The 23,362-nt window shown below is 68.7% G+C and carries 19 protein-coding genes and 2 pseudogenes; 6 read left to right on the top strand and 15 right to left on the bottom strand.

Translation table 11 applies throughout. The features are described 5' to 3' along the window. Positions 1–36: 36 nt before the first annotated feature. From pcaDC to AC1P0E_RS28005, 3 genes and pseudogenes are all read right to left on the bottom strand, one after another. Positions 37–1,335: a bifunctional 3-oxoadipate enol-lactonase/4-carboxymuconolactone decarboxylase PcaDC gene (gene pcaDC, locus AC1P0E_RS28015; RefSeq protein WP_482744881.1), complete on the bottom strand. Its 1,299-nt coding sequence runs from the start codon at positions 1,333–1,335 to the stop codon at positions 37–39. A 274-nt stretch (positions 1,336–1,609) separates the two neighbouring features. After that, positions 1,610–3,496: an AMP-dependent synthetase/ligase gene (locus AC1P0E_RS28010; RefSeq protein ID WP_482744880.1), complete on the bottom strand. Its 1,887-nt coding sequence runs from the start codon at positions 3,494–3,496 to the stop codon at positions 1,610–1,612. Positions 3,497–3,921: 425 nt separating this feature from the next. Further along, positions 3,922–4,160, bottom strand: a pseudogene (locus AC1P0E_RS28005) (helix-turn-helix domain-containing protein); the annotation flags it as partial. 393 nt (positions 4,161–4,553) lie between these two features. On the opposite strand from AC1P0E_RS28005, the gene AC1P0E_RS28000 reads away from it, so the two are divergent. Both AC1P0E_RS28000 and AC1P0E_RS27995 read left to right on the top strand, forming a co-directional pair. Continuing rightward, positions 4,554–5,120, top strand: a complete 567-nt coding sequence (locus tag AC1P0E_RS28000; RefSeq protein ID WP_482744879.1) for a TetR/AcrR family transcriptional regulator — start codon at positions 4,554–4,556, stop codon at positions 5,118–5,120. Between the two features lie 107 nt (positions 5,121–5,227). Beyond that, the gene (locus tag AC1P0E_RS27995) at positions 5,228–6,943 is read left to right on the top strand and encodes an alpha/beta fold hydrolase (RefSeq protein ID WP_482744878.1); all 1,716 of its coding nucleotides are present in this window, start codon (positions 5,228–5,230) and stop codon (positions 6,941–6,943) included. A 694-nt stretch (positions 6,944–7,637) separates the two neighbouring features. On the opposite strand, the gene AC1P0E_RS27990 is transcribed toward AC1P0E_RS27995, so the two are convergent. From AC1P0E_RS27990 to AC1P0E_RS27970, 5 genes are all read right to left on the bottom strand, one after another. Further along, positions 7,638–8,825, bottom strand: a complete 1,188-nt coding sequence (locus tag AC1P0E_RS27990) for a cytochrome P450 (RefSeq protein ID WP_482744877.1) — start codon at positions 8,823–8,825, stop codon at positions 7,638–7,640. After that, positions 8,815–9,588, bottom strand: coding sequence for a cyclodityrosine synthase (locus AC1P0E_RS27985; protein WP_482745928.1), 774 nt, complete (start codon positions 9,586–9,588; stop codon positions 8,815–8,817). The genes AC1P0E_RS27990 and AC1P0E_RS27985 overlap by 11 nt, the downstream gene beginning before the upstream one ends. A 144-nt stretch (positions 9,589–9,732) precedes the next feature. Then, positions 9,733–10,983, bottom strand: coding sequence for an NAD(P)/FAD-dependent oxidoreductase (locus tag AC1P0E_RS27980; protein WP_482744876.1), 1,251 nt, complete (start codon positions 10,981–10,983; stop codon positions 9,733–9,735). 9 nt (positions 10,984–10,992) lie between these two features. Next, positions 10,993–11,184 (bottom strand): ferredoxin, encoded by a 192-nt coding sequence (locus AC1P0E_RS27975; RefSeq protein ID WP_482744875.1) that lies wholly within the window; start codon positions 11,182–11,184, stop codon positions 10,993–10,995. Next, entirely contained in the window at positions 11,181–11,903 is a 723-nt protein-coding gene (locus AC1P0E_RS27970) for an LmbU family transcriptional regulator (RefSeq protein WP_482744874.1), read from the bottom strand. The genes AC1P0E_RS27975 and AC1P0E_RS27970 overlap by 4 nt, the downstream gene beginning before the upstream one ends. Positions 11,904–12,121: 218 nt before the next feature. On the opposite strand from AC1P0E_RS27970, the gene AC1P0E_RS27965 reads away from it, so the two are divergent. The 4 genes from AC1P0E_RS27965 (at position 12,122) to AC1P0E_RS27950 (ending at position 16,578) form a co-directional block, all read left to right on the top strand. Then, positions 12,122–13,513 (top strand): aromatic ring-hydroxylating oxygenase subunit alpha, encoded by a 1,392-nt coding sequence (locus AC1P0E_RS27965; protein WP_482744873.1) that lies wholly within the window; start codon positions 12,122–12,124, stop codon positions 13,511–13,513. Between the two features lie 42 nt (positions 13,514–13,555). Continuing rightward, positions 13,556–14,236, top strand: a complete 681-nt coding sequence (locus AC1P0E_RS27960) for a class I SAM-dependent DNA methyltransferase (protein ID WP_482744872.1) — start codon at positions 13,556–13,558, stop codon at positions 14,234–14,236. 115 nt (positions 14,237–14,351) lie between these two features. Beyond that, positions 14,352–15,527: an MFS transporter gene (locus tag AC1P0E_RS27955; RefSeq protein ID WP_482744871.1), complete on the top strand. Its 1,176-nt coding sequence runs from the start codon at positions 14,352–14,354 to the stop codon at positions 15,525–15,527. A gap of 25 nt (positions 15,528–15,552) precedes the next feature. Beyond that, positions 15,553–16,578: an alcohol dehydrogenase family protein gene (locus tag AC1P0E_RS27950; RefSeq protein ID WP_482744870.1), complete on the top strand. Its 1,026-nt coding sequence runs from the start codon at positions 15,553–15,555 to the stop codon at positions 16,576–16,578. Between the two features lie 33 nt (positions 16,579–16,611). Here the strand turns inward: AC1P0E_RS27950 and AC1P0E_RS27945 are convergent, their stop codons facing one another. The 7 genes and pseudogenes from AC1P0E_RS27945 to AC1P0E_RS27915 all read right to left on the bottom strand — a co-directional run bounded on the left by AC1P0E_RS27945 (position 16,612) and on the right by AC1P0E_RS27915 (position 23,325). After that, entirely contained in the window at positions 16,612–17,193 is a 582-nt protein-coding gene (locus tag AC1P0E_RS27945) for a hypothetical protein (RefSeq protein WP_482744869.1), read from the bottom strand. After that, on the bottom strand, positions 17,193–18,341 hold the full coding sequence (locus tag AC1P0E_RS27940; RefSeq protein ID WP_482744868.1) for an ROK family glucokinase: 1,149 nt from the start codon (positions 18,339–18,341) through the stop codon (positions 17,193–17,195). Before AC1P0E_RS27940 ends, AC1P0E_RS27945 begins: the two co-directional genes overlap by 1 nt. 188 nt (positions 18,342–18,529) lie before the next feature. Further along, positions 18,530–19,348, bottom strand: a pseudogene (locus tag AC1P0E_RS27935) (ATP-binding cassette domain-containing protein); the annotation flags it as partial. Then, complete coding sequence (locus AC1P0E_RS27930; RefSeq protein ID WP_482744867.1) at positions 19,315–20,382, bottom strand: ABC transporter permease; 1,068 nt, start codon at positions 20,380–20,382, stop codon at positions 19,315–19,317. The pseudogene AC1P0E_RS27935 and the gene AC1P0E_RS27930, both read right to left, overlap by 34 nt. Next, positions 20,379–21,392, bottom strand: a complete 1,014-nt coding sequence (locus AC1P0E_RS27925; RefSeq protein ID WP_482744866.1) for a sugar ABC transporter substrate-binding protein — start codon at positions 21,390–21,392, stop codon at positions 20,379–20,381. The genes AC1P0E_RS27930 and AC1P0E_RS27925 overlap by 4 nt, the downstream gene beginning before the upstream one ends. A 95-nt stretch (positions 21,393–21,487) precedes the next feature. Further along, positions 21,488–22,495, bottom strand: a complete 1,008-nt coding sequence (locus AC1P0E_RS27920) for a sugar ABC transporter substrate-binding protein (RefSeq protein WP_482744865.1) — start codon at positions 22,493–22,495, stop codon at positions 21,488–21,490. Between the two features lie 110 nt (positions 22,496–22,605). Continuing rightward, positions 22,606–23,325, bottom strand: coding sequence for a GntR family transcriptional regulator (locus AC1P0E_RS27915; protein ID WP_482745927.1), 720 nt, complete (start codon positions 23,323–23,325; stop codon positions 22,606–22,608). Between the last annotated feature and the right edge of the window lie 37 nt (positions 23,326–23,362).

The raw sequence follows: 23,362 nt of genomic DNA, 5'->3' as shown, positions 1-23,362 counted from the left end.
CCGCTCATCCTCCTCCTCGCACTCCTGGCCATCTCGCTACGCCTGCGGTGTCGTCTCCTCCTGAATGACCGCCTGGGCGACCTTGAAGGCCGAGTTCGCCGCCGGGACGCCGCAGTAGACGGCTGTCTGGATCAGTACTTCCTTGATCTCGGCGGGCGTCAGGCCGTTGCGCAGGGCGGCCCGGGTGTGGAACGCCAGCTCGTCCAGATGACCGCCGGCGACCAGCGCGGTGAGCGTGACGCAGCTGCGCGTACGCCGGTCGAGTCCTTCCCGGGTCCACACCTCGCCCCACGCGTAGCGGGTGATCAGCTCCTGGAATTCGCCGGTGAAGCCGTCGGCCTCGCCGAGCGCGCGGTCCACATGGGCGTCGCCCAGGACCTCGCGGCGGACCTTGAGCCCGGCCTCGTACGGATCGGGGCGGCCACCGTCCTCCGGTACGGCGACCGGCTGCGCGGCCGCGCCGATCTCGCCCACGGGGCTGACGGGCGCGGAGATCGCCGGCACCACGGGCGGGGCCTGGATCGCCTGCATGCCCGTGGTCGAGGCGGGCGTGGCCTGCCAGGCGGTGGAGAAGTGGCGTACGAGCAGGTCCGTGACGGCGACGGGCTGCTCGACGGGGGCCAGATGGGAGGCGCCGGGGACCAGCGCCAGCCGGGCGTCCGGGATGCCGGCGACCAGGGTGCGGGCCTCGGCGGGCCCCGTGACCTGGTCCTCGGAGCCGACCAGGACGAGGGTCGGGACACCGATGCGGCGCAGGTCGACGCGGATGTCGAAGGCGGCCAGCGCCTCACAGGCGGCGATGTAGCAGCCGGGATCGGTGGTACGGACCATCTGGACGGCCCACTCCACGATCGCGGGCTGCGCGGCGGCGAAGCCGTGCGTGAACCAGCGGGCGGGCGCGGAGGCCGCCATCGGCTCCAGGCCGTTCGTCCGTACGATCACACCACGCTGGCGGAACTCGTCGGCGGTGCCGAACCGGGGCGACGCCGCGACCAGACCCAGCGAGGCGACCCGCTCCGGGTGCCGCAGCGCGAGTTCCGCGCCGATCGCGCCGCCGATGGAGCAGCCGGCGTAACCGAAGCGGTGTACGCCGAGGCTGTCGAGCGTCGCCAGCAGACGCTCCGCGAGCTCGGTGACGGAACTGGCGGGGTGCGCGGGGGCGCCGCCGTGACCCGGCAGGTCGAAGCGGAAGACACGCCATTGGCGGGTCAGGTCCGGTATCTGTCGGTCCCACATGTGCCATGTGGTTCCGAGGGACGGTCCCAAGATCAGGACCGGGCCGTCTTCTGGCCCGTCAAAGCGGTATTGCAGGGTCTCAGCCTTCGTCTCACTCACCTGCTCACGCTCCCACATCTCACAATTTCTCACCGACAGGGGTCGGGACGCCCGCCAGACCGCCCCCGGGCTTCCGCCGCCGGGCGGAGGTCCTCCACGTCCGGCGTCACGTACCACTTCTTGGTCGTCTCGACGTTGCACGACGCGCGTGCATCGTACAAGCGGACCTTGCGAAAGTCGTTATCGTCCATGACGCACGCACGCCAGAGTGAACCCAGCGCTCAACGCGTGCTTCAGGGAGTGGCCTGGAGCTGGCCTACCGGACAGATGGAGATCAGGCTTCGCGGGATCCCTCGTACATCGCTTCAATGGCCTGGGAGTACTCGCGCTCCACGACAGGGCGCTTGACCTTGAGGCTCGGGGTGAGCTCTCCGTGCTCGACGTCGAGGTCGCGCGGCAGCACCGAGAACTTCTTGATGGTCTGCCACCGCTGCAGGTCGCCGTTGGCCCGCTGGACGAAGCCGTCGATCAGCTCCTGAACCTGCGGCGAGGAGACGACTTCGGCGTAGCTGCGGCCACCGAGGTGGTGGGATGCCGCCCAGGGCATGATGACGGTCTCGTCCAGGCTGATCAGGGCGGTGCAGAAGTTGCGGCCGTTGCCGATGACCAGGATGTTGCTGACGAACGGGCAGATGGCCTTGAAGCGGCCCTCGATCTCGGTGGGCGCCACGTACTTGCCGCCCGAGGTCTTGAACACGTCCTTCTTGCGGTCGGTGATCCGCAGGAAGCCGTCCTTGTCCACCTCACCGATGTCGCCGGTGTGGAACCAGCCGTCACTCTCCAGCACCTCGGCGGTCTTCTCCGGAAGGTTGTGGTAACCGCGCATGATGCCGGGGCCTCTCAACAGGACCTCGCCGTCCTGGGCGATGCGGACCTCGGTACCGGGCAGCGGTTTGCCCACCGTGCCGACCCGATACCCCTCGGCGGGGTTGACGGTGCAGGCCGCGCTGGTCTCCGTCAGGCCGTAGCCCTCGAAGACATGCACGCCGGCGCCGGAGAAGAAGTAGCCGATATCCGGAGCGAGGGCGGCGCTGCCGGAAACGCTGCCGCGCAGATTGCCTCCGAAGGCCGCGCGGATCTTGCCGTACACCAGTCGGTCGGCGACGGCGTGCTGAAGAACCAGCGGCAGGGGCACCCGGCGTTTGCCGGTCGCCGCTGTGCTCTCCTGCGCGATCCTGGCGTAGTCGCGGGCGACCTTCGCCGCCCAGAGGAAGATCTTGTACTTGGCACCACCCTCGGCTCTCGCTCTGCCGGCGATGCCGTTGTAGACCTTTTCGAAGATCCGCGGCGCGGATGCCATCACGGTGGGCCGGACCGCGGGCAGGTTGGAGATGATGCGGTCGATGCGCCCGTCCACCGCCATCACATGACCGGTCCTGACCTGTCCGGAGATCAGGGCCTTGCCGAAGACGTGGGACAGGGGCAGCCACAGGAACTGCACATCGTCGGAGCGCAGCAGTCCGCTGACCTCTTGTGCGACGCCCTGGTAGGACCAGCAGTCGTGAACCAGGCGCACGCCCTTGGGCCGGCCTGTCGTACCGGAGGTGTAGATGAGGGTGGCGAGGTGCTCCCGCTCGATTGCCCCGACTGCCTGCTCGATGGCGTCCGGGTGCTCTTCCAGGTACACGACCCCGCGCTTTTCCAGCTCGGCGAGGGACAGTATCTCCAGCCCCTCAACCTCGGGGATGTCCGCCCCTGGGTCGAAGAGGATCGCATGGCCGAGCTCGGGCAGGCGGTCCGCGTGGGCGACCACCTTGGCCAGCTGTGCGGCATCCTCGACGAAGATCGCCCGGCTGCCGGAGTCGGAGAGGATGTACACCGTCTCCTCGGCATTGGTGCTGGGGTAGACGGCGGTGGCGGCGGCGCCCGCGCACATCACGCCCAGGTCGGCCAGAATCCACTCCACCCGAGTGGAGGAGGAGATCGCCACCCGCTCCTCGCACCCCACCCCGAGGGCAAGCAGCCCGGCCGCGATCGCCCTGACGCGCTCGGCCGTCTGCGCCCAGGTCAGCGAGCGCCACTCCTCGGCGCCGGAAGCACCGTCACCAGCCGGCACGGGGTAACGGTAAGCCTCACCGTCGGGTGTGGCCTCGACTCTCGACAGAAAGAGCTGCGCCACGGAGAACGGGCGGCTTTCAAGAGGGGACTTCGCGGAACTCACATCGACCTCCGGGTCCGGATGCGCCCATTCAAGGACTTGTTAACTGGCAGGTAACTCGCAAGCAGGGTGAGACTAGAGGCAAACCCGCCGGCGCGTAAGGGAGGAAGCGTGGGGTGAAAGCGCCCAACAGCCCCTCGGCGCCCTCGAGTACGGGCGCTGACAACGGCCGGAGGCAGCTTTCCGGCAGGGACGGTTCGCTGCACCGGCGCCCGGACCGACGCCGGCTTCGCCTCGCGCGCTGCCCTGCCGCGTACGCCTCGGGGCACGCCCCCGGTTCACCAACCCGGCGCGTGGCCGCACCGGGGTGCGCGGAACGCCGAGTCGGTGGCCGACGGGTGAGCAGCGGGCGGCGCCGTCCAGCTGCCGAGCAGCCGCAGCGCGTCGTCCGCACGTGGGTCCGGCGCGGTGAAAACGACCAGGGACAGTCGGATCGAGACGCAGCACGCGTGCCAGGGCGTCCAGCACGGCGTCGGACGGGTTACGGGCGCGGCCCTGCTCCAGGCGCGTGTAGTAGACGACGCTGACGCCGGCGAGGTTCGGCCACCTCCTCTCGGCGCAGCCCCGCGACCCGGCGCCGGCCGATGAGGGGGAGGCCGGCGTTTCCGGGCGTCACCCGGGAACGCCGCGACTTCAGGAAAGCGCCGAGCTCGCTCGCTGAGTTCATGGGCGCCAGTATGCGTCGAAGCGGCGCCCGGCAGCCTGTCCCTGTCAGTACCCCCCTGCCGCCTGCCCGGTCCTGCCGCCCTCCCGGCCTGGTACTGGCGGGGTAATGGCTCCGTGCCCACCGTGCCGCGACGGTGGGCCCGGGTGCGAATCCGCACCACGCCGCCCGGCGTCTCCACGGCGCAGGGCGGCGCAAGGACTTGCGATACGACAGGAGCGCCTTCGATGCGCGCGGTGGTCCTCTCCCGATACGGCGACGAGAACGTCCTGGAACTCACCGAACGGCCCGCACCGACTCCGGCGGACGGAGAAGTGCTGGTGGAGGTCAAGGCAGCAGAGTGAACCCGGTCGACTGGAGCTTGCGAAAATATGAAGACCGGTCTACTTTTCCTTCATGGGACAGAAGGGCGAGGAGACGCGGAACCGACTCCTGGACGCGACGCAGCAACTCATCGAGTCGGGCGGTTACTTCAACGCGGGCCTGAACCAGGTCGTGGCGGCGAGCGGGGCCCCCAAGGGATCGCTGTACTTCCACTTCCCCGGTGGAAAGGACCAGCTCGTCGAGGAGTCCGTACGGCGGGGCGGCCGGGAGATCGCCCAGCTGATGACGGACCTCGGCGAGGACACCGCCCATCGCCGCACCGCCGACCTGCTCACCGCACTGGTCGAGGTGCTCGCCGACAGGCTGGAGGAGTCCGACTGGCGCAAGGGGTGCCCGATCGCCACGGTCGCACTGGAGATGGCCGCCAACAGCCCGGGGCTGCAGAGCGCGTGCTCGGAGGTGTACCGGTCCTGGGAGACGGCCCTCGCCGAACGGCTGGCCGCGGACGGCAATCCCGCGCCCGACCACACCGCGACCACGCTGCTGTGCCTGATCGAGGGCGCACTGGTGCTCTCGCGGGCGCATCGCAGCCGGGAGCCGCTCGACCGGGCGGCGCGTTCGGTCGCCTCCCTCCTGTGACCGGAGCGCGGTGACCGGGAGGGTCACCGCGCGCCGGGCGCGTGAACTGCACACCCGGCGCGCCCCGCTGTCCAAAAAATATGTAGACCAGTCTATAAAGGAGTGTTGTGTTCGCTGACTCTCTCGTCCTCGGCGCCGCCGGCTTCATCGGGCGGGCCCTCGTGGCCGAACTGCTCGGCCGGGGACGCCACGTGGCCGCGGCGGTCCGGGACCCCGCCACCGACCTGACGTCCTGGCTGGACGCCTCCGGCGTCGATACCGGCCGGCTGACCGTCGTCACCGCCGACATCACCCGTCCCGGGCTCGGCCTGCCCCCGGATGATTTGCGCGATGTCCGGGACGTCTACAACTGCGCGGCCCGCTTCGCCTTCGGGCTCGATGCCGTCGAGGCACGGGCCGTCAATGTCGCCGGAGCGCTGAACGTCCTCGACTGGACCGCGTCAAGGGCCTCCCCGCGCCGCCTCGTCCACATCAGCGGCTACCGGATCAGCGCCAAGGACGACGCGCAAAGCCCTGCCCGGCTCGGTGCCTACGAGTCGTCGAAGCGCGAGGGAGACACCGCCGTACGCCGTCGGGCCACCGAACTCGGTGTGCCCCTGACGGTCGCCAACCCGGCCACCGTCATCGGCCGGGGCCAGTTCATCGGCCTCGCCTCGATGGTCGGCGACTTGTGGCGGGGGCGCCTGCGCGCCAGCCCCGGCAACGCCCGCACGTTCCTTCCCGTCGTGACCCTCGACCATCTGACCCGCTTCCTCGCCACCATTCCCGAGGACCCCGGCACCGCGGGCCAGGACTACTGGGTGCTCGACGACTCCACACCCGAACTGCCCGGTCTCCTCGCGCTCCTGGCCCGGCACACCGGCGTACGGCCACCCCGGGGGCACGTCCCCGTACCCCTGTTGCGGGCACTGCCGCGCCGCATCACCCGCGCCGACCCCGAGACCTTGCCGTTCCTGTCGGCGGACCGCTACCCGACCCGGTCCGCCACCGCGTTCGGCCACGCCCACGGATTGCGCATGCCCCCCGTGCAGGAGGCGCTGCGCGACTGGGCCGACCACCTGGTCGCCACCCGCTTCGGTGCCACCGACGCGCCGGAACAACCGCACGGCTTCCACGAGATCGCCGGCAGCCGCACCTGGCTCGTGGGTGAGCGCCACGAACCGGACCACGTGCTGCTCCACGGGCTGCCTTTGGACGCCGACTCCTGGACCGAGGTCACTCGACGCCTCACCGCACCGACGCTGGCAGCCGATCTGCCCGGCCTCGGCCGCTCCGGCGCGACCAGCGAAGCAACGGACTCCTGGCTGGCAGAGCTGATGCGTCCCCTCACCACCCGGCCGCTGCTGACCGCGCACTCCCTGGCATGCGGCCCGGCGCTTCGCTATGCCCGGCGCCACCCGGATCGCATCCGCGGCCTCGTACTGATCGCACCGGCTTTCCTCCAGCAATCCCCCGGCCGGCGACGCCCCGTCCGACTCAGCGGTTCCGCACTGCGGCGCATGCCCGCCGCGGACCTCGCCGCCGCCCTGGACGTCCCGCTCAGCCCTGCGGTCCACAGTGCGGCAGCCGCTCTCCACCGCCCGGGCGGAGCGCGACGCGTCATCGCGGCGCTGCGCACCGCCGACGCCGACCGGACCTCGCTGCGCCGCGCACTGCGAGACGTGCCCGCCCCCGTCACCCTGGTGGCCGGCGCGACCGACCCCCTGACCGTCCCGTCTCCCCACCCGGCCCTTACCGTCCCCGGTGCCGGGCACTACCCGCAGCTCACCCACCCCGACGCGATAGCGCGCATCCTCGACGAAAAGAGCCGCACCACCGCGTAGCGCCGACCCCGGTGGCGGACCATGCACCCGTATCGGATTCAAGGGTCATTGGGGTGTGCCACCCGGCCTGCAACAACAACGGCCGCAGCGGCTGTTCACCTTGGGGACGTTCCGCGCGGCTGCCGAGGCAACTCCAAGGTAAAGGTCCTACCGGGGTCACACGGGCGGCGTCTCCACCCCGGCGGGGGCCTCAACTGCTCTTGCTGAACCCGCTGGAGGCGTGGGCTCTCATACGAGCAATCGCCGTCGCTCCAGCCCCCACCGCGAACACCATTGCCGTGACGACGTACATCGCCCGCAGCCAAGTGGGGCGCTCATCACCGGAGACAGCAAGAAATGCGAACCACAGCGTTCCCAGCGAGTACCCCAGTATCTGGACTGTCGGCGAAACCTGACTCACGCCTGAACGGTTGGTCACTGACACACATCTCCCCGCTGATCCGAGCTTAAGTGTCGATCTTCGCAGACCGCCCAGGCACTGCCGCAGAGCATGGAGCGGCCCGCCCACCAGCACACCGCCGATGTGACGCCTTCTTGACAGACGGACTGGTACAACCACTCCCGGCTCCACGGTGAGACCGGCCCCCGTTGTGAGGCGGGGGCCGGAGGTCACAACCAACATCGCTGGACAGGACAGCGCCCGCCGCTTTGGACAGAATCGGCGGGCGCTGTGCTGTGGCCTGTGAGGGCTCGCCTACCAGACGACGGGCAACCGCTCCGGTATCCGCTTCATGAAGCCGGTGCGCCAGACCAGTTGCTCAATGGGTACGGCCAGGCCGAGGCCGGGCATCCGGTCGAGCAGGACCTCCAGGGCGATCTGAGTGTGCTGCTTGCCCAAGGCCGTGGCCGGGCAGTAGTGCGCACCCCCGCCGAACGACAGATGCGTGCCCGCGTTGTGGCGGGCCAGGTCCACGGTGTGCGGGTCAGGGAAGGCGGCCGGATCCGTGTTGGCGGCCTCGACCAGCACCAGCACCAGATCGCCCTTGGAAATCTGCACCTCGCCGAGTCGCATGTCCTCCACGGCCAGGCGGGGCAGTCCGTCGGCGATGGACAGATTGATGCGCAGCAGCTCGTCCACGGCCGCGGGAATGAGGGTCGGGTCAGCGATCAACTGCTTCGTCAGGTCGGGGTGCTGGATCAGCGAGACAATCGCCATGGTGAGGAAACCCATGGTCGAGATGACCCCGGCCCCGAACATGGTGACGCCGACGGTGGCAAGCATCTCGTCCGTCAGATGCGCGTAGTCGGGATCGTGGCGCAGAGCAGCGAGTTCGGCCATCAGGCCGGTGGTGGCCGGGTCGTCCAGGCGCTCGATCATGTAGGCGATGTCGCGGTCCCAGTTCAGCCGGGCTCCGGTGATGGGGCAGGCGGAGTTCATGAACGCGATGTCGAGACTGCGGTTCAGCTTGTCGCCATCGGCCTGGGGGATGCCGAGGATGTGGCAGTGCATGCCCGCCGAGTAAGGGTCGGTGAACGAGCCGCGAAGGTCTGCCGGCGCTCCCTGGGTGACGATGCTGTCGACCAGGGAGTGAGCGTAGGCAGTCATCCAGTCGGTGAGGCCGGGCGCCTTGGGATTGATCGCCTTGAGTACGGCCTTGCGCAGTCCGGCCCCCGTGATGTTCCCCATGTTGTTGACGACCTCGGGCGGGATCGTCAGCGCGTACTGGCGGGGCACCCCGGGGGCGGAGGTGTCCTTGAGGCTGTAGCGGGGGTCTTCGAGGACCTCCTTGCACAGCGCGTACGAGGACACCAGCCAGGCCTCGTCACCGGCTATGGTGCGGACCTTCTTGACGGGCTCGGTGCGCAGGATGGTGTCGATCTCGGCGGGGAGCTGGTCGCCGCGCGCGGAGAACGGGAAGTCCAGCAGTGTGTCAACGGTCATCGCGGTCTCCTTCGGCAGGCGTGATGATGGCGTGGCCCTGGTTGCGGGAGGCGCGCAGCCCCGAGCCGCGCGAATACAGGAGTTCGGCCATCGGCAGCAGTTGGTGGTAGCAGTTGAGCGACGACGGCACACCGAGAATGGCGGGTGTGTCGAGGAAGAGCGGCGCTTCGGCGCAGATGTACCTCAGACACACGTCCCGCTGCTCGGTGGTGGCGGTCTTCCCGGCCAGCTCCTTGGAGGAGAGGAACGCGTCGACCAGGGCGTTGCACGTGGCGCGGAATTCCGGGTCGTCCTCGAGCATGGCGAGCAGGCCCGTGTGAAGGTCCCGGTAGGCCGGGATGTCGGTGAGCGCCGACAGGGCGCGGGCGCGTACCCGGCTGCCCGAGGGGTCCGCGGATTCGGCCGCACTGTTGACCTTGGCCCGCACCCCGCGCAGGTTCTTCACGGCCTTACGGCGGGCGTCTTCCGGGGCGTAGGAGAGCGCCGCGTACATGTCCGCCACGTGCAGGTCGGTGTATATGAGGTCGACCTGGTCGAAGTTGCGCATGCCCCAGTGGGCGAGATCTGTGACTCGCTGGGCGGAGAAGTAACTATTGCCTGAGGAGACGCCGATCACGGCGTGCGCACCCTCTTTCGCGATCACTTCGCAGTGCGCGGTGTAAGGGCTGACATGGAATAGTTCAGTCGCTGTTTTCAAAGGAGCCTGAGCCCTCTGCGTCGCGAGTCCCAAGGGGCCCCGTGCCCCCGGTGTGGCGACGATCATCAGCAAGCTACAGACAGTCTCCACATGTACGGGTCAGTAGGGGACGCTTGGCCGAAAACAGCTGATGTAGCTGAAAAGGAACGCTGGCATGGCTGGGATGCGGTGTGGTATGCCGAACTGCCGCACCGTCGAGCACCTTCGCGACTACTTCCTACGGGCCTGGTCCTCCCGCCGCCGGGTCTCGGCGAGTTCGAGTGCCGTGGTCCAGCGGGCGCGCTGCCCGATCAGCCGCCGGTACTTCATCACCTCTGCCGGCATGTCCACCGCGAGGGCGCCGATGATCCGGTCGTTCGCGCGGTAGAGCGCGGTGAACGGGCCGCCGCCGTCGGGGTCGCCCGCGACCACCTCGACGTGCACCTCGTGCCCGTCCGCCACGGAAACTCCGACGAACTGGATACGGCTGGAGTACCAGTCCGACCAGAAGTAGGGGACGGTCTCGTAGGGCCGTGCCCGCCCGGGGTCGACCGCGTTGCGGGCGGCGCGTGCGCCCTGCTCGGCCGCGGTCGTCCAGTGCTGAAGACGCATGGGGCCGTCGAGCACGTCGTCGAAGAGCGCGTTGGGCCAACGGGCGATGTCCCCGGCAACATGGACGCCCGGCGCGGCGGCCAGTGTCGCGTCGGCGACCACGCCGTCTTCGACGGTCAGCCCCGACCCTTCGAGCCACTCTGTGGACGGCGCCGCGCCGACCCCGGTGATGAGGACATCGGTCTCGATCTCCCTGCCGTCCGAGAGGCGTACGGCCGCCACCTTCCCCTCGCCCAGCACCTCCTCGACGCGGGCTCCCGTGAGCACCCGGGTGCCACTGCGCTCGTGCAGCCCGGTGAGGGCCTCGCCCATGGGAGTACCGATCGCACGTCCCAGCAGCGTCGGCCCCATCTCGACCATGGTGACCTCGAGGCCGAGCACGTGCCCGACGGACGCCAGCTCGGAGCCGATGAATCCGCCGCCCACCACGGTCAGTCTCGGGGCGCCCTCGCGCAACGCGGCTCGCAACGCCCGCGCGTCGTCCAGGGTGCGGAGGGTGAAGACGCCGCCGAGACCGTCCGTCCCGGGCAGTGAGCGGGCGTACGAACCGGTCGCGAGGACCAGTGCGTCGTAAGCGAACTCCCGCTCACCGACGGCCACGGACCGCGCCTCTGTGTCGAGGCCGGAGGCCGGAGTGCCGAGCACCAGCTCGACCCCGAGTTCATGGGCGAGCTTGTGCTCGTCGCGATACGTCGGGTCGGTGCACTCGGCGGCCGAGAGGTAGTCCTTGGACAGCGGCGGCCGGTCGTACGGCAGATGCTCCTCCGCCCCCACCAGGACGACAGAGCCCTGCCATCCGTCGCCTCGTACGGCCTCGACCGCTCGCAGCCCGGCCAGCGAACCTCCCACCACGACCAGCGTCTCAGCCATCGCCGGCCCTCAGTTCTCGAGGCTGAGAGCCTCGTTGGGGCACGAGGCGACGGCCTCGCGCGCCTCGCCCTCCGCCCCCTCGGGAACGGCGTCGGACTTGATGGTCAGCCGGCCGTCCTGGTCCACTTCGAACACGTCGGGGACGATCGATTCGCACACGCCTATGCCCTGGCACCGGTCCCAGTTGACGACGATCCTCATGGGTTCTCCTCCGTCGGGGCGAGTCGGTTCTCTTCAGGGAGCTGCGCGGCACCTCCGTGCGCTTCGCGGTGAGCCGCGGCGTTCAGGGTCTGTACGACCCAGGTCTGGAAATCGGTGGCTGTCTGTTCCGCCGCTTCGCGCCAGCGGGCAAGTTCATCGAGTGCGACCGGCAGCCGTGGCAGATAGGAAGCCTCGACCTCGCCAGTGGCCGGCGGCTCGGCCGCCGTCGTCTGCCGCGTCTCGCGGATACGGCGGCGCAGCTCGTTTCGTGACCAGCGGCCTCTTTCCGCGAGATCGAGCCAGCGATCCTGCTCCGGTACGGGCAGTGAGGCGACCTCGGCGTGGTGCTGGAGGCTCAGCCCGGGGCGGCGCCTGTTGTGCACGAACTTGCGCGCCAGCCATGCGTAGTTGCGCAGGGTCTGGGTGTCGAGTCCGACCTCTTCGGCCGCGCGTTGGTAGCGGCCGCTGAAGCGCTGCTGGCCGTGCGCGAGCCAGTCACCCAGACACCATGACGTCGAATCGGCGATTCTCGCGAGTTTGCGTCCGGCCGATGCCCAGTCCTCAAGACTGAGATCGGGCGACATGAGCAGGCCGACCCGTGTGGTCACGATCCGGCCGCTCGAGGTCACATGGCCGTTGCCTCCCTTCGGGGCTCCGGCCAGTGGTAAGTGTGCGGGAGCGGCGTCAGCGCGGCCTCCGGCCGTCCTGGCGGTGTGCATGAGTAACTCCTCACCCCGGCGCTCATGGCAGAAGTCGGCTGCCCGCGACTTCGAAGACTAAACGGGGTGATTGAACGGCTTCCTCGTCCTGCCCGGTACGCCTTTTGTCTGCTCCCGGTCGTCGGCCAGTGGCGTCACGCGCGCGAGCCCCGCGGGGGCGTCCCGCCGGCGAGACACTCCCTGATGGATGGCGGGCACACGGAACCACCCGTTGACCTGTGGTTTCCGGCTTCCGTGGAATGCCGGGGAGGAATCCGGCGGGACAACCCGCCGTTGACACCGTGCGCCGCCGCCCAGCACGGTTGCTTTACCGCTCCACGATCACACCAGCCGTCGCCGAAGCCGGTGGAGGCTTCGTCCTGAATTTCGGAGGGACCCTCGTGTCCGACGTGTATGAATCCTCGGCGGGCGGAAATGCGATACCCACCGATACCGAAGACCATGCGCGGTCCGTTGTCACCGCGGAGGCGGACCCGAGCGACATGACCGAGTTCGCGGTTCTGCCCAAGGCCGCGTACACGAGTGAGGAATACCTGGCGGTCGAGAACCGGCGCCTCTTCAGCGTTTCCTGGATGTTCGCCACGTTCGCCCGTCATGTTTCCGAGCCCGGGGATGTTGTCCCGGCCACGATTCAGGGAGTTCCCATCATCGTCGTCCGCGACGACGAGGGGAAGCTCAAGGCGTTTCACAATGTGTGCAGCCACCGCGGGAGTCAGCTGGTGTGTGAGGCACAGAAGGAACGCAAGAACATCGTGTGCCCGTACCACGCCTGGACGTACAATCTCAAAGGCGAGTTGAGCTGGACTAAGCACTTCGCCGGCGTAAACGCCACCGACCTTCCGGACCGGCAGCAGAACAAACTCGGTCTCAAGGAAGTCGCTGTCGCGCAATGGCTCGATTTCGTGTTCGTCAACTTCTCGGCCATGCCCGAGTCGTTCGCAGCGCAGATCTCCGAACTGGAGCAGCGCTGGTCGGATTACGACCTGAGCTCGATGACGTACGGCACGTCCTTGCGCTACGACTTCGACGCGAACTGGAAGCTGATCGTCGAGAACTTCCTCGAGAGCTACCACGTTCCCTTCATCCACCAGACACTCAACACGTATTCACCGTTCTCCGAGCGGTACCAGATCAAGCTGAGCGACCGTCTGCTGGGCATCGGACAGGGCCTCTACCAGCCCGAACCCATCCATGGGAAACGGCTGCCGGGCTGGCCCATGCGGGACGGCACGGAGAACGTCAAGGCCGAGTACTTCAGTGTGTACCCCACCTTCCTGATCGGGATCATGCCCGATCACCTCTTCGCCTGGATGCTGGAGCCGGTGAGCGCCGGCAAGACCGTCGAGCATCTTCACTTCTACTTCGTCGGCGAAGAAGGCGCACACGCGGAGAAGTTCGCCCCGCATCGCGCCCAGACACTGGAGAACTGGAAACAGGTCAACGACGAGGACTGGGACATCATCCAGCGGATGCATGCCGGAATGCAGTCACCGGCTTTCCCGCACCCCCTCCTCTCTCGTCACATGGAACGCAACATCAACGCGTTCCAGACCCTGATCAGGACACATGTCGGTCTGCCGGGACCTGCCCGCACCACTCTCGTCTCCTGATTCGCTCCGCCTTCGCGTTTCCACTGCTGAAAGGGATCCTCCATGTCCACTCACGCAGGCCCCCGCCCTTCCAGGACGGAAGACGAAGCCAGCTTCGACGTCATAAAACGCTCGCACTCCCTCTCGGGAGATGTCAGCCACCTCGACGACTTCTACCGCGACTGGGCCAAAACCTACGACGCGGACGTCACCGACCAGGGATACCTTGGGCCTTCGATGACGACGGCGCTCGCCCTCGGCGTCGCCCCCGCCGAGGCGGGCCGGTCCCGTGTCAAAGTTCTCGACGCCGGTTGCGGTACCGGTCTGGTCGGCGTGGAACTCGCCAGGGCGGGGTTCACCCGTATCGACGGAATCGACCTCAGTCAGGCCATGGTCGAAAGGGCACGTGACACCGGAACCTACGGTGACTTGACCGGTGGAGTCGACCTGAATCAGCCCGTGGAATGCGTGGAACCCGAGACCTATGATCTGCTGGTGTGCTGCGGCGTGTTCACCGTAGGACACGTCAAAGCCCAGGCACTCGACCACCTCCTGGAAGTCGTGCATGGCGGCGGTGTGCTGATCATCAGCACCCGGCTCAGCTATCTGAGCGAATCGGGGTTCGCCGAGCACCTCGGCGAACTGGCCGACGAGGGAGAAGTCACCCTCCTCAAGACCCATGACAATGCTCCCTACATCGCCGAGGAGCCTGCGAAATACTGGGTGCTGCGCAAGAACCGGTAACGCTCCAGGGAGGGGTGGCTGAAATACAATCGTGCACTGTCGGCCCGTCGCGCGTAAGTCTCCGGCTTCGGGGCACATCGTTCGGGACAATTCTCTTTCAGGTGGGAGAGCGGCGATGACCACGGTCAGCCCGGACCGGCGAGCCACCGGTGCCCGTTGGGGTCTGGTGTGCGCAGGCACCGCGCTCATCGGCACCTGTTACGGGTTCGCGCGGTTCGCCTACGGGTTGTTCGCCCCCGAGTTCCAGGACACCTTCACGATGTCCCCCACGGTGTCCGGAATCATCGGCGCCGGAAGTTACATCGGATACTGCCTGGCGATCGTGCTCAGCCTGATCCTCACCGAGCGCGTCGGTGCGCGCCGGATCGCGACGACTGCCGGACTTGTCGCGACCGCAGGCACCGCGATGGTCGCGCTGGCACCCTCCACCCCTCTCCTGGCGGCCGGCGTACTCATCGCCGGATCCAGCACCGGGCTCGCCTCCCCGCCCATGGCGGCGGCGGTGAGCCGCTGGGTCCGCTCGGAAGGGCAGGACCGCGCGCAGAGCGTGGTCAACGCCGGTACCGGCATCGGAGTCCTGGTCTCCGGCCCGATCGCGCTCCTGTTGATCGACCAGTGGCGCTGGGCCTGGGCGGTGTTCTCGGTGATGGCCGCCGCGGTGACCCTGTGGATCCGGGTGACCATTCCGTTCACCACCTCCGAGCACAGCACCGACTCCCGGGAGGGCGGATTTGCCCGGGGCACCGCACTGCTCGTTCTCGGGGCCTTCTTCATGGGCCTGAGCAGTGTCGCCGTTTGGACGTTCGGCCGGGACCTGGTCACCACCGAGGGTGGGGCCAGCAGCCTGGTGTCGACCACGATGTGGACCGTGCTGGGCGCCGCCGGCTTCATCGGAGCGCTCAGCGGGGATCTCGTGGCGCGCGCGGGCCTGGCACGTTCGTGGACCGCGGTCATGCTCGCCATGGCCGCTTCCACGATCCTGCTGGCGCTCGCACCCGGGAACACGATCGCCGTTTACGTCGCGGGAGCGCTGTTCGGTGCCGGATACGTCTGTCTGTGCGGCCTGGTGCTGCTGTGGAGCACCAGGATCTATCCGGAGCGTGCCTCCTTCGGTGTCGGAGTCTCCTTCCTGATGATCGCCGTCGGTCAGGCCGTCGGGGCTCCGCTTGCCGGTGCGCTGACTGACGCCGTCGGGGGCGCTGCCGCCTTCTACACCTGTGCCGGGATCGGCGTGCTCGGCGCGTTCGTACGACCCGGGCGGGCCCTCAGCGAGAGCAAACCCGCGCCGTGAGCAACTCCCAGGAGGTGTGAGGCCCGTGCGAGGCGTCGTCCTGACAGGTTTCGGGGGGCTCGACAAGCTTGAGTACCGCGACGACCTGCCCGAACCGCGGCCCGGCCCCGGCGAAGTGGTGGTGCGTGTCGCGGCCGCCGGGCTCAACAACACCGACATCTGGACCCGCGAGGGGGCGTACGGCAATGACGAGGACGCCGGCGCGGTCGCAGGATGGAGCGGGGAGCCTCTCGACTTCCCCCGCGTCCAGGGGGCGGATGTGGCGGGCCACATCGCCCGGACCGGCGTCGGAGTGCCCGCGTCACGTGTCGGAGAGCGGGTCCTCGTCGATCCCATGCTCTACACGGGTGGCGAGCGCGAGCTCGTGACCCCGCGTTACCTCGGCAGCGAGGTCGATGGCGGGTACGCCGAGTTCGTCGCCGTGCCGGCGGGTAATGCCCACCCCATCGGGAGCCCCCTCAGCGATCCGGAACTGGCCACATTCCCCACCGCCTACCTCACCGCGCTGCGGATGCTGAGCCGGGCTCGCGTCACCGAGGGTGAAACCGTGCTGGTCACCGGCGCCTCGGGCGGAGTGGGCTCCGCACTGATCCAGCTCTGTGCTGTACGCGGCGCCAAGGCCGTCGCCCTCACCACGGCGACGAAGGCCGACGCCGTAGCGAGCGTCGGCGCGCATTGCGTCCTGACCCGCGAGGACTTCGATCCGGCCGGCCTCAGCGACGAGATCGACGTCGTGGCCGACGTGGTCGGCGGAAGCCTCTTCGGTGAACTGCTCAGCGTGGCCGTCCGCCCGCTGGGGCGGTACGTGACCGCGGGTGCGATAGCCGGCCCGGTGGTCGAGACCGACCTGCGCAGGCTCTACCTGAAGCAGATCGAACTCATCGGTTCCTCCTTCGGCTCCCACGAGGACTTCTCGGAACTCGTGGCGCTCATCCAGAACGGCGCGCTGAGAGCGCTGCTGGCCGGCACGTACCCTCTGGCCGATCTGGTCGGCGCCCAGAAGCGATTCATGGCGAAGGACTTCGTGGGCAACATCGTGGTCACCCCCTGAGCGAACGAGCCCGAGCGTGCTCGCCCCGGGGGCTCAGGGGGTGGCGGTGGAGACGACGTAGACGAAGGGATGCGCCGGGTCGGTCTCGTCGACGGTGATGTCCACGGTCGGCTGCGGGGCCTTCTGGTCGACCGTGGTGCCCGACCAGGTGCGAGCGGGGTCGAGGGTCCAGCCGGCGACCTGGGCGTCACGCTCACTGATCGTGATCTTGCCCTTCTTGAGGGCGGCCCGGTTGATGCCGAGGTCGTTCAGGAACCAGTCGAGGTCCGGAGGAACGGTGCGGAACTGGACATACAGTCGGCTGGTCTTCCAGTTGTTCGTCTCGTAGTACGCGACCTCCTGACCCGCGTTGGGGACGGGCACGTCGTAGATACGGCGCGTCATGCGGGACGGGAAGCCCTCGGTGAGGCCGGTGGCCGAGGCCACCTTCGCCTTGTCCTTGCCACTGTCACGGCTCTGCTCGGCGGAGATCAGCAGATAGCCCGCGGGGATGCCGATGAGCAGCACGATGATGATCGCCGTCAGCCAGCGGCGGCCGATCATGTGACGGCGGTTCTCGGGGGGCTTGCCCGCCTCGTCGGGGGACGGGGACTGGTGGGGGACGGACGGGGTCATTACTGGGGTCCCTGGGTGGTGGAGCGGATGGCCTGGGCGTAACGCTCGTAGCGTTCGTAACGCTCCAGGCGGCGGCGGTTCGCGCGGCGGAAGCGGCGGGCAACGAGGCGGGCGAGGTCGGCGGCGCCGACCATACCTGCCTCGGGGCCGAGCTGGGCCTTGGCGATACGGGCCTCGGGGCGGTAGCCGCGGCCGGTGAGGTGGCGCTTGAAGGCGTCGCGGGCCGGGCCGATGAGCAGGTCGTCGGCGGCGCTGACACCGCCACCGATAACGAAGCAGGAGGGGTCGAGCGCGGCGGCGAGGTTGGCGATGCCGACGCCGAGCCACTGGCCGATGTCCTGGAGCAGCTCGACGCACATGGCGTCGCCCTCGCGGGCGAGCTCGGTGATGAGCGGTCCGGTGATCTCGGGGATGTTGCCGCCGACGCGCTCGATGAGGCCGTACGCGACCGGGGAGTCGGCGGCGGCGAGTTCACGGGCCTCGCGCACCAGCGCGTTGCCGGAGCTGTACTGCTCCCAGCAGCCGCGGTTGCCGCACGGGCAGCGGTGGCCGCCGGGCACGACCTGCATGTGGCCGAACTCGCCGGCCACTCCGTACTTGCCGCGCTTGACCTGGCCGTCCTCGAGGATCGCGCCGCCGATGCCGGTGCCGAGCGTGATCATGACGAGGTGGTCCTCACCGCGTCCGGCTCCGAAGCGCCATTCCGCCCAGGCGGCGGTGTTGGCGTCGTTGTCGACCAGGACAGGGACGGCGAGACGGGCCGAGATCGCGTCGCGCAGGGGTTCGTTGCGCCAGGCCAGGTGCGGGGCGAAGAGGACGGTGGAGCGGTCGGCGTCGACCCAGCCGGCCGCGCCGATGCCCACCGCGTGGACGTCGTGGCGGTCGGAGAGGTCGAGGACCAGCTCGACGATGGTGTCCTCGACGACCTTGGGGCTCTTGGACTTGTCCGGCGTCTCGGTGCGGATCTTCTCGAGGATGACGCCGTCGGCGTCGACGACGCCGGCCATCACCTTCGTACCGCCGATGTCGATCCCGACGGTGGGCACCCGGGGCGCGCTGAGGTGCGAGCGCCGCTCGCGGGTCCCGACGGTCTTCAGGACGGTGGCGCGGGCGGAGCCGCGGTGCGCGAAGTCTCGGTACGTGCTCATGTCCCCTGCGGGGTCGTGGGGGCGGTGGCGGTCATTGCGCCGATTCTGCCATCCGGTGGGGCGGGGTGCGGTTCGGCGGGGTGCGGGCTGGCCGCTGCGCGGGGCGTTCCCCTACCCGCCCCTTCCCGAACCCGGACGCCCTGCGGGCGTGTCCTCAAACGCCGGAGGGGCTGGACATTGCCACGCAGCGGCAAGCGCTCCAGCTCGTGGCTCAGCTGCTCCAGCTCGCTGCCGCCCGCCATCTCGCGCGTCAGATCGTCGAGAGTGATCTCGTCCCGGGTGTGGCTCCCGGACATCGCACCACGCTTCAGCAGCACGAAACGGTCGCCGACCAGATACGCGTGGTGCGGGTTGTGCGTGATCAGGACAACACCGAGACCCGCGTCACGCGCCGCCGCCACGTACTTCAGTACGACACCGGACTGCTTGACGCCGAGCGCGGCGGTCGGCTCGTCCAGGACCAGTACCTTCGCGCCGAAGTACACGGCCCGCGCGATGGCCACGCACTGCCGCTCACCGCCCGAGAGCGTACCGATCGGCTGGTCGACGTCGCGCAGGTCGATGCCCATGCGCAGCAGTTCGGAGCGCGTGGTCCGGCGCATGAGGTCGACGTCGAGGCGCTTGAAGGGGCCCGCGCCCTTCGTCGGCTCGGAGCCGAGGAAGAAGTTCCGCCAGACCGGCATCAGCGGTACGACGGCGAGGTCCTGGTAGACGGTCGCGATGCCCCGGTCCAGGGCGTCGCGCGGGTTCGCCAGCCGGGTCTCCTCGCCCTCGATCGAGAAGGTGCCCGCGTCGTGCTGGTGCAGACCGGCGATGATCTTGATGAGGGTGGACTTTCCGGCCCCGTTGTCACCCAGTACGCAGCTGATCTCGCCCGCGTGGACTTCGAGGGAGACGCCTTCCAGCGCCTTGATGTTGCCGTAGAACTTGCTGACGTCGTGGAGCTCGACCAGTGGGGTCGTGGACTGATCGGTCACCGGGTCGCCTCCGCGCGCTTGCGTACCCATGCGTTGAGCAGGGTGGCCAGAAGGAGCATCGCTCCGAGGAAGAACTTGAACCAGTCGGGGTCCCACTCGGCGTATACGATGCCCTTGCTGGTCATGCCGAAGATGAAGGCACCGACCGCCGAGCCGATCGCCGAGCCGTAGCCACCGGTGATCAGGCAGCCGCCGATGACGGCCGCGATGATGTAGATCAGTTCGTTGCCGACGCCTTCGCCGGACTGCACGACGTCGAAGGAGAAGAGCAGGTGCTGGCCGGAGATCCAGGCGCCGAGGCCCACGCCCATGTAGAGGCCGATGCGCGTCTTGTTGACCGGCACACCGACCGCGCGGGCCGCCTCCGTCTCGCCGCCGACCGCGAAGATCCAGTTGCCCGCGCGGGTACGCAGCAGAACCCACGTCGCGACGGCGACCAGGGCCAGCCACCACAGGACGGTGACCTTGAGGTTCACGCCGCCGATGGTGACCTGTGACGCGAACACCTCCCTGGCCGATGCGAAGCCCTCCATGTCGGCGATGCTCTTCGTCGACACCGTGCCGCTGATCAGCTTGGTCAGGCCCAGGTTCAGGCCGGTCAGCATCAGGAACGTACCGAGCGTGATGATGAAGCTCGGCAGTTTCGTGCGGGTCAGCATGACGCCGTTGAATACGCCGATGGCGAGCGTCACCAGGAGCGAGACGAGGACGCCGACCCAGATGTTGGCCGTCATCTGGTAGCTGAACATCGAGGAGACCAGGGCGGAGCTGGTCACCAGGACGCCCGCCGACAGGTCGAACTCGCCGCCGATCATGAGCAGCGCGACCGGGACGGCCATGATACCGATCACGGACGCGGCGTACAGGACCGTGCCGAAGCTGGACGCGCGCAGGAAGCTGTCCGCGACGATCGCGAAGAAGAGGAAGACGGCGACGGCGCCGACGACCGAGCCGAGCTCGGGGCGGCCGAGCAGCTTGCGCAGCAGCGACGTCTTGAGCAGCCGTTCGTCGGTGGGGGCCTTGCCGCCGGGGGCCGGCGCGTGTGCCGGTGCGGTCGCGGTCATCGGGTCCCCCGCTTCGTGTAGGCCTCCAGCTCGGCGGCGTCCTTCTTGGTGATGATCTGGGGCCCGGTGAGGACGGGCTTTCCGCCGCCGAGCACGTCGGCGTTGTACTTGTAGAGCCACAGCAGGTCGACCGCCTCGTACCCCTGGAGGTAGGGCTGCTGGTCGACGGCGAAGCCGAGCGTGTCGGCCTGGAGGGCGGTGGCGACCTGGGCGTTGAGGTCGAAGGTGTCGATCTCGGCCTTGCTGCCGGCCTGCTCCTTCGCCTTGACGGCGGCGTCCGCGAAGGGCGCGCCGAGGGTGACGACGGCGTCGATGTCCTCGCTCGACTGAAGCTTGGCCTCGATGGACGCCTGTACGTCGGGCATGTTCGTTCCGTCGACGTAGAGGTTCTGCATCTCGCCGTCGAAGGTTTCCTTCGCTCCGGCGCAGCGCTGCTCGTGGCCGACGTTGCCCTGCTCGTGCAGGACGCACAGGGCCTTCTTCTTCCCGCGCTTGCCGAGCTCCTCGCCGACGGCCTCACCGGCGATCGTCTCGTCCTGCCCGATGTGGGCGAGCGCGCCGAAGTCCTTGGACTCGGCCGAGCCGGAGTTGACGGTGATCACCGGGATGCCGGCCTTGGTGGCCTTGGCCACGACGGCCTTCATGGCGTCGGGCTTGGCGAGCGTGACGATCAGCCCGTCGACCTTCTTGTCGATGTACGAGTCGACCAGCTGGGCCTGCTGCTGGCCCTCGTCACTGTGCGCGTACAGGAACTTGATGTTGTCCTTGACGGCTGCCTGCTTCGCGCCGTTCTGCACGATGTCCCAGAAGGTGTCGCCGTCGCCCGAGTGGGTGACCATGCCGACGGTCCAGCGGGGTGTGTTCACCGCGGCCCTGCCCTGCGCGGCGGCCTGTTCGGCCCGTTCCTCGGCGCGCTTGCCGCCCGTACTGCTGCAGCCCGCGAGGGAAGCCCCGAGCACCGCCGCCAGCACCGCGCCCATCGCGCGTACCCCTGTCCGAACCCTTGCCACGACGCCGTGCCCTTCTCGTACTCCTCGGTGCGGCCGGGGATCATTCAGACCGTCCCCGGCCGACCAAGTATCGGTTACGGGTGTTCGTACCGTATTCATCGGGTACCGCGGGCCGTGTACTTCTCCAGCGCCGGCACGTCCTTGTCGGTGACGAGCGCCGGGCCGGTCAGAACGGGCTTTCCGCCGCCCAGGACGTTTCCGTTGGTCGTGTAGAGCCACAGCTCGTCGACGGCGAGGTAGCCCTGGAGGTACGGCTGCTGGTCGACGGCGAAGCCGATCTCCTCGGCCTTGAGCTGCCTGACCACCTCGGCGTTGAGGTCGAAGGTGTTGACCTCGGCCTCGCTGCCCGCCCCCGCCTTCGCCTTGACGGTGGCGGCGGCGAAGGGCGCGCCGAGGGTGACGACCGTGTCGATGTCCTTGCCGGTCTGGAGTTTCGCCTCGATGGAAGAGGTCGACGCAGGCATATTGGTGCCCTCGATATTGAGGTTTTCGACCGTTCCCCGGAACGTCTTCTTCACGCCCGCGCAGCGCGCTTCGAGTGAGACGTTCCCCTGTTCGTGAATGACGCAGAGCGCCTTCTTCTTGCCGCGCTCGTTGAGCTCTTCGCCGACGGCCTCACCGGCGACGGACTCCTCCTGGCCGATGTGGCTGAGCGCGCCCACCGCCTCGGAGTGTTCACCGCCCGAGTTGATGGTGACGACGGGTATGCCGGCCGCCACGGCCTTCTCCACGGCGGCCCTGACCGCTTCCGGCTTTGCCAGGGTGACCACGATGCCGTCGACCTTCTTGGCGACGTACGAGTCGATGAGCTGCGCCTGTTCCTTGCCCTCCTTGTCGGCGGCGTACAGGAACTCGACGTTGTCCTTGGAGGCGGCCTGTTCGGCGCCGCTCTGGACGATGTCCCAGAACGTGTCGCCCTCTCCGGAGTGGGTCACCATCGCGATCTTCAGGCGAGGGGTGGAGACGGCCTTCCCGCCGCCGCCACTGTCGCCGTTCTTCTCTTCGGAGTCCTTGCCGCCCTCGGAGCTGCACCCGGCTGCCAGCGCGAGCGCGCACACGGCGAGGAGGGCTGCTGCCTTGCGGTGGGTACGTGGGGTACGCATCGTGGGTTCCGCCTTGTCTCCGGGCCGCCCCGTTGCGGCTGGGGGAGTTCTAGCGGCGTACGCGAGTTCCCGTCAATACTTTGTCCGAACATTCTTACGCGGTGACGTCTTTACGGCCTGACGAGGAGCTGGAACTCGAAGGCGTACCGCGAGGCCCGGTAGATGTGCGAGCCGAACTCGACCGCCCGCCCGGTGTCGTCGAACGTCGTCCGCTGCATCGTCAGCAGCGGCGCCCCCTCCCCCTCCGCGAGCTGCCGCGCCTCGTCGGCCCCGGCCGCGCGCGCCCCGACCGACTGGCGCGCGCTGTGCAGCGTGATGCCGGCGGCCCGCATCATCCGGTAGAGGCCGGTGGCTTCGAGGTGCTCGGTGTCGAGGGCCAGGAGTCCGGTGGGCAGGTGGTTGCGCAGGACGGCCATGGGCTCGTTGTGCGCGAGGCGCAGCCGCTCCACGAGGTGTACGTCGTCGCCCTCCGCCACGCCGAGCGCCGCCGCGACCTCGGCGGTCGCCGGTTCGAGGGTGTTGCGCAGGACCGTGGTGGCGGGCAGCTGACCCGCCGCTTCGAGGTCGTCGTACAGGCTGCTCAGTTCGAGCGGCCGCTTGACCTGACTGTGTACGACCTGCGTGCCGACGCCCCGGCGGCGGACCAGCAGACCCTTGTCGACGAGCGACTGGATGGCCTGGCGGACGGTGGGGCGCGACAGGCCGAGGCGCCCGGCCAGTTCGATCTCGTTGCCGAGGAGACTGCCCGGCGAGAGCCGGCCCTTCTCGATCGCCGCCTCCAGCTGCTGGGACAGCTGGAAGTACAGCGGGACCGGGCTGTTTCGGTCCACGCCGAGCTGCAGGGAGATGGTGGGATCAACGGCGGGT

The sequence above is a fragment of the Streptomyces sp. TRD_SC_5 genome, assembly GCF_056836825.1.
Note: the sequence above shows the minus strand (reverse complement) of the source record. Positions and strands in the feature narration are given on the sequence as shown.

Excerpts from the sequence above, each read along its gene's own strand:
- AC1P0E_RS28000 (WP_482744879.1), top strand. The coding sequence starts at position 4,554 with ATGGGACAGAAGGGCGAGGAGACGCGGAACCGACTCCTGGACGCGACG.
- AC1P0E_RS27990 (WP_482744877.1), bottom strand. The coding sequence starts at position 8,825 with ATGACCGTTGACACACTGCTGGACTTCCCGTTCTCCGCGCGCGGCGAC.
- AC1P0E_RS27985 (WP_482745928.1), bottom strand. The coding sequence starts at position 9,588 with ATGATCGTCGCCACACCGGGGGCACGGGGCCCCTTGGGACTCGCGACG.
- AC1P0E_RS27980 (WP_482744876.1), bottom strand. The coding sequence starts at position 10,983 with ATGGCTGAGACGCTGGTCGTGGTGGGAGGTTCGCTGGCCGGGCTGCGA.
- AC1P0E_RS27975 (WP_482744875.1), bottom strand. The coding sequence starts at position 11,184 with ATGAGGATCGTCGTCAACTGGGACCGGTGCCAGGGCATAGGCGTGTGC.
- AC1P0E_RS27970 (WP_482744874.1), bottom strand. The coding sequence starts at position 11,903 with ATGCACACCGCCAGGACGGCCGGAGGCCGCGCTGACGCCGCTCCCGCA.
- AC1P0E_RS27960 (WP_482744872.1), top strand. The coding sequence starts at position 13,556 with ATGTCCACTCACGCAGGCCCCCGCCCTTCCAGGACGGAAGACGAAGCC.
- AC1P0E_RS27955 (WP_482744871.1), top strand. The coding sequence starts at position 14,352 with ATGACCACGGTCAGCCCGGACCGGCGAGCCACCGGTGCCCGTTGGGGT.
- AC1P0E_RS27945 (WP_482744869.1), bottom strand. The coding sequence starts at position 17,193 with ATGACCCCGTCCGTCCCCCACCAGTCCCCGTCCCCCGACGAGGCGGGC.
- AC1P0E_RS27940 (WP_482744868.1), bottom strand. The coding sequence starts at position 18,341 with ATGAGCACGTACCGAGACTTCGCGCACCGCGGCTCCGCCCGCGCCACC.
- AC1P0E_RS27930 (WP_482744867.1), bottom strand. The coding sequence starts at position 20,382 with ATGACCGCGACCGCACCGGCACACGCGCCGGCCCCCGGCGGCAAGGCC.
- AC1P0E_RS27920 (WP_482744865.1), bottom strand. The coding sequence starts at position 22,495 with ATGCGTACCCCACGTACCCACCGCAAGGCAGCAGCCCTCCTCGCCGTG.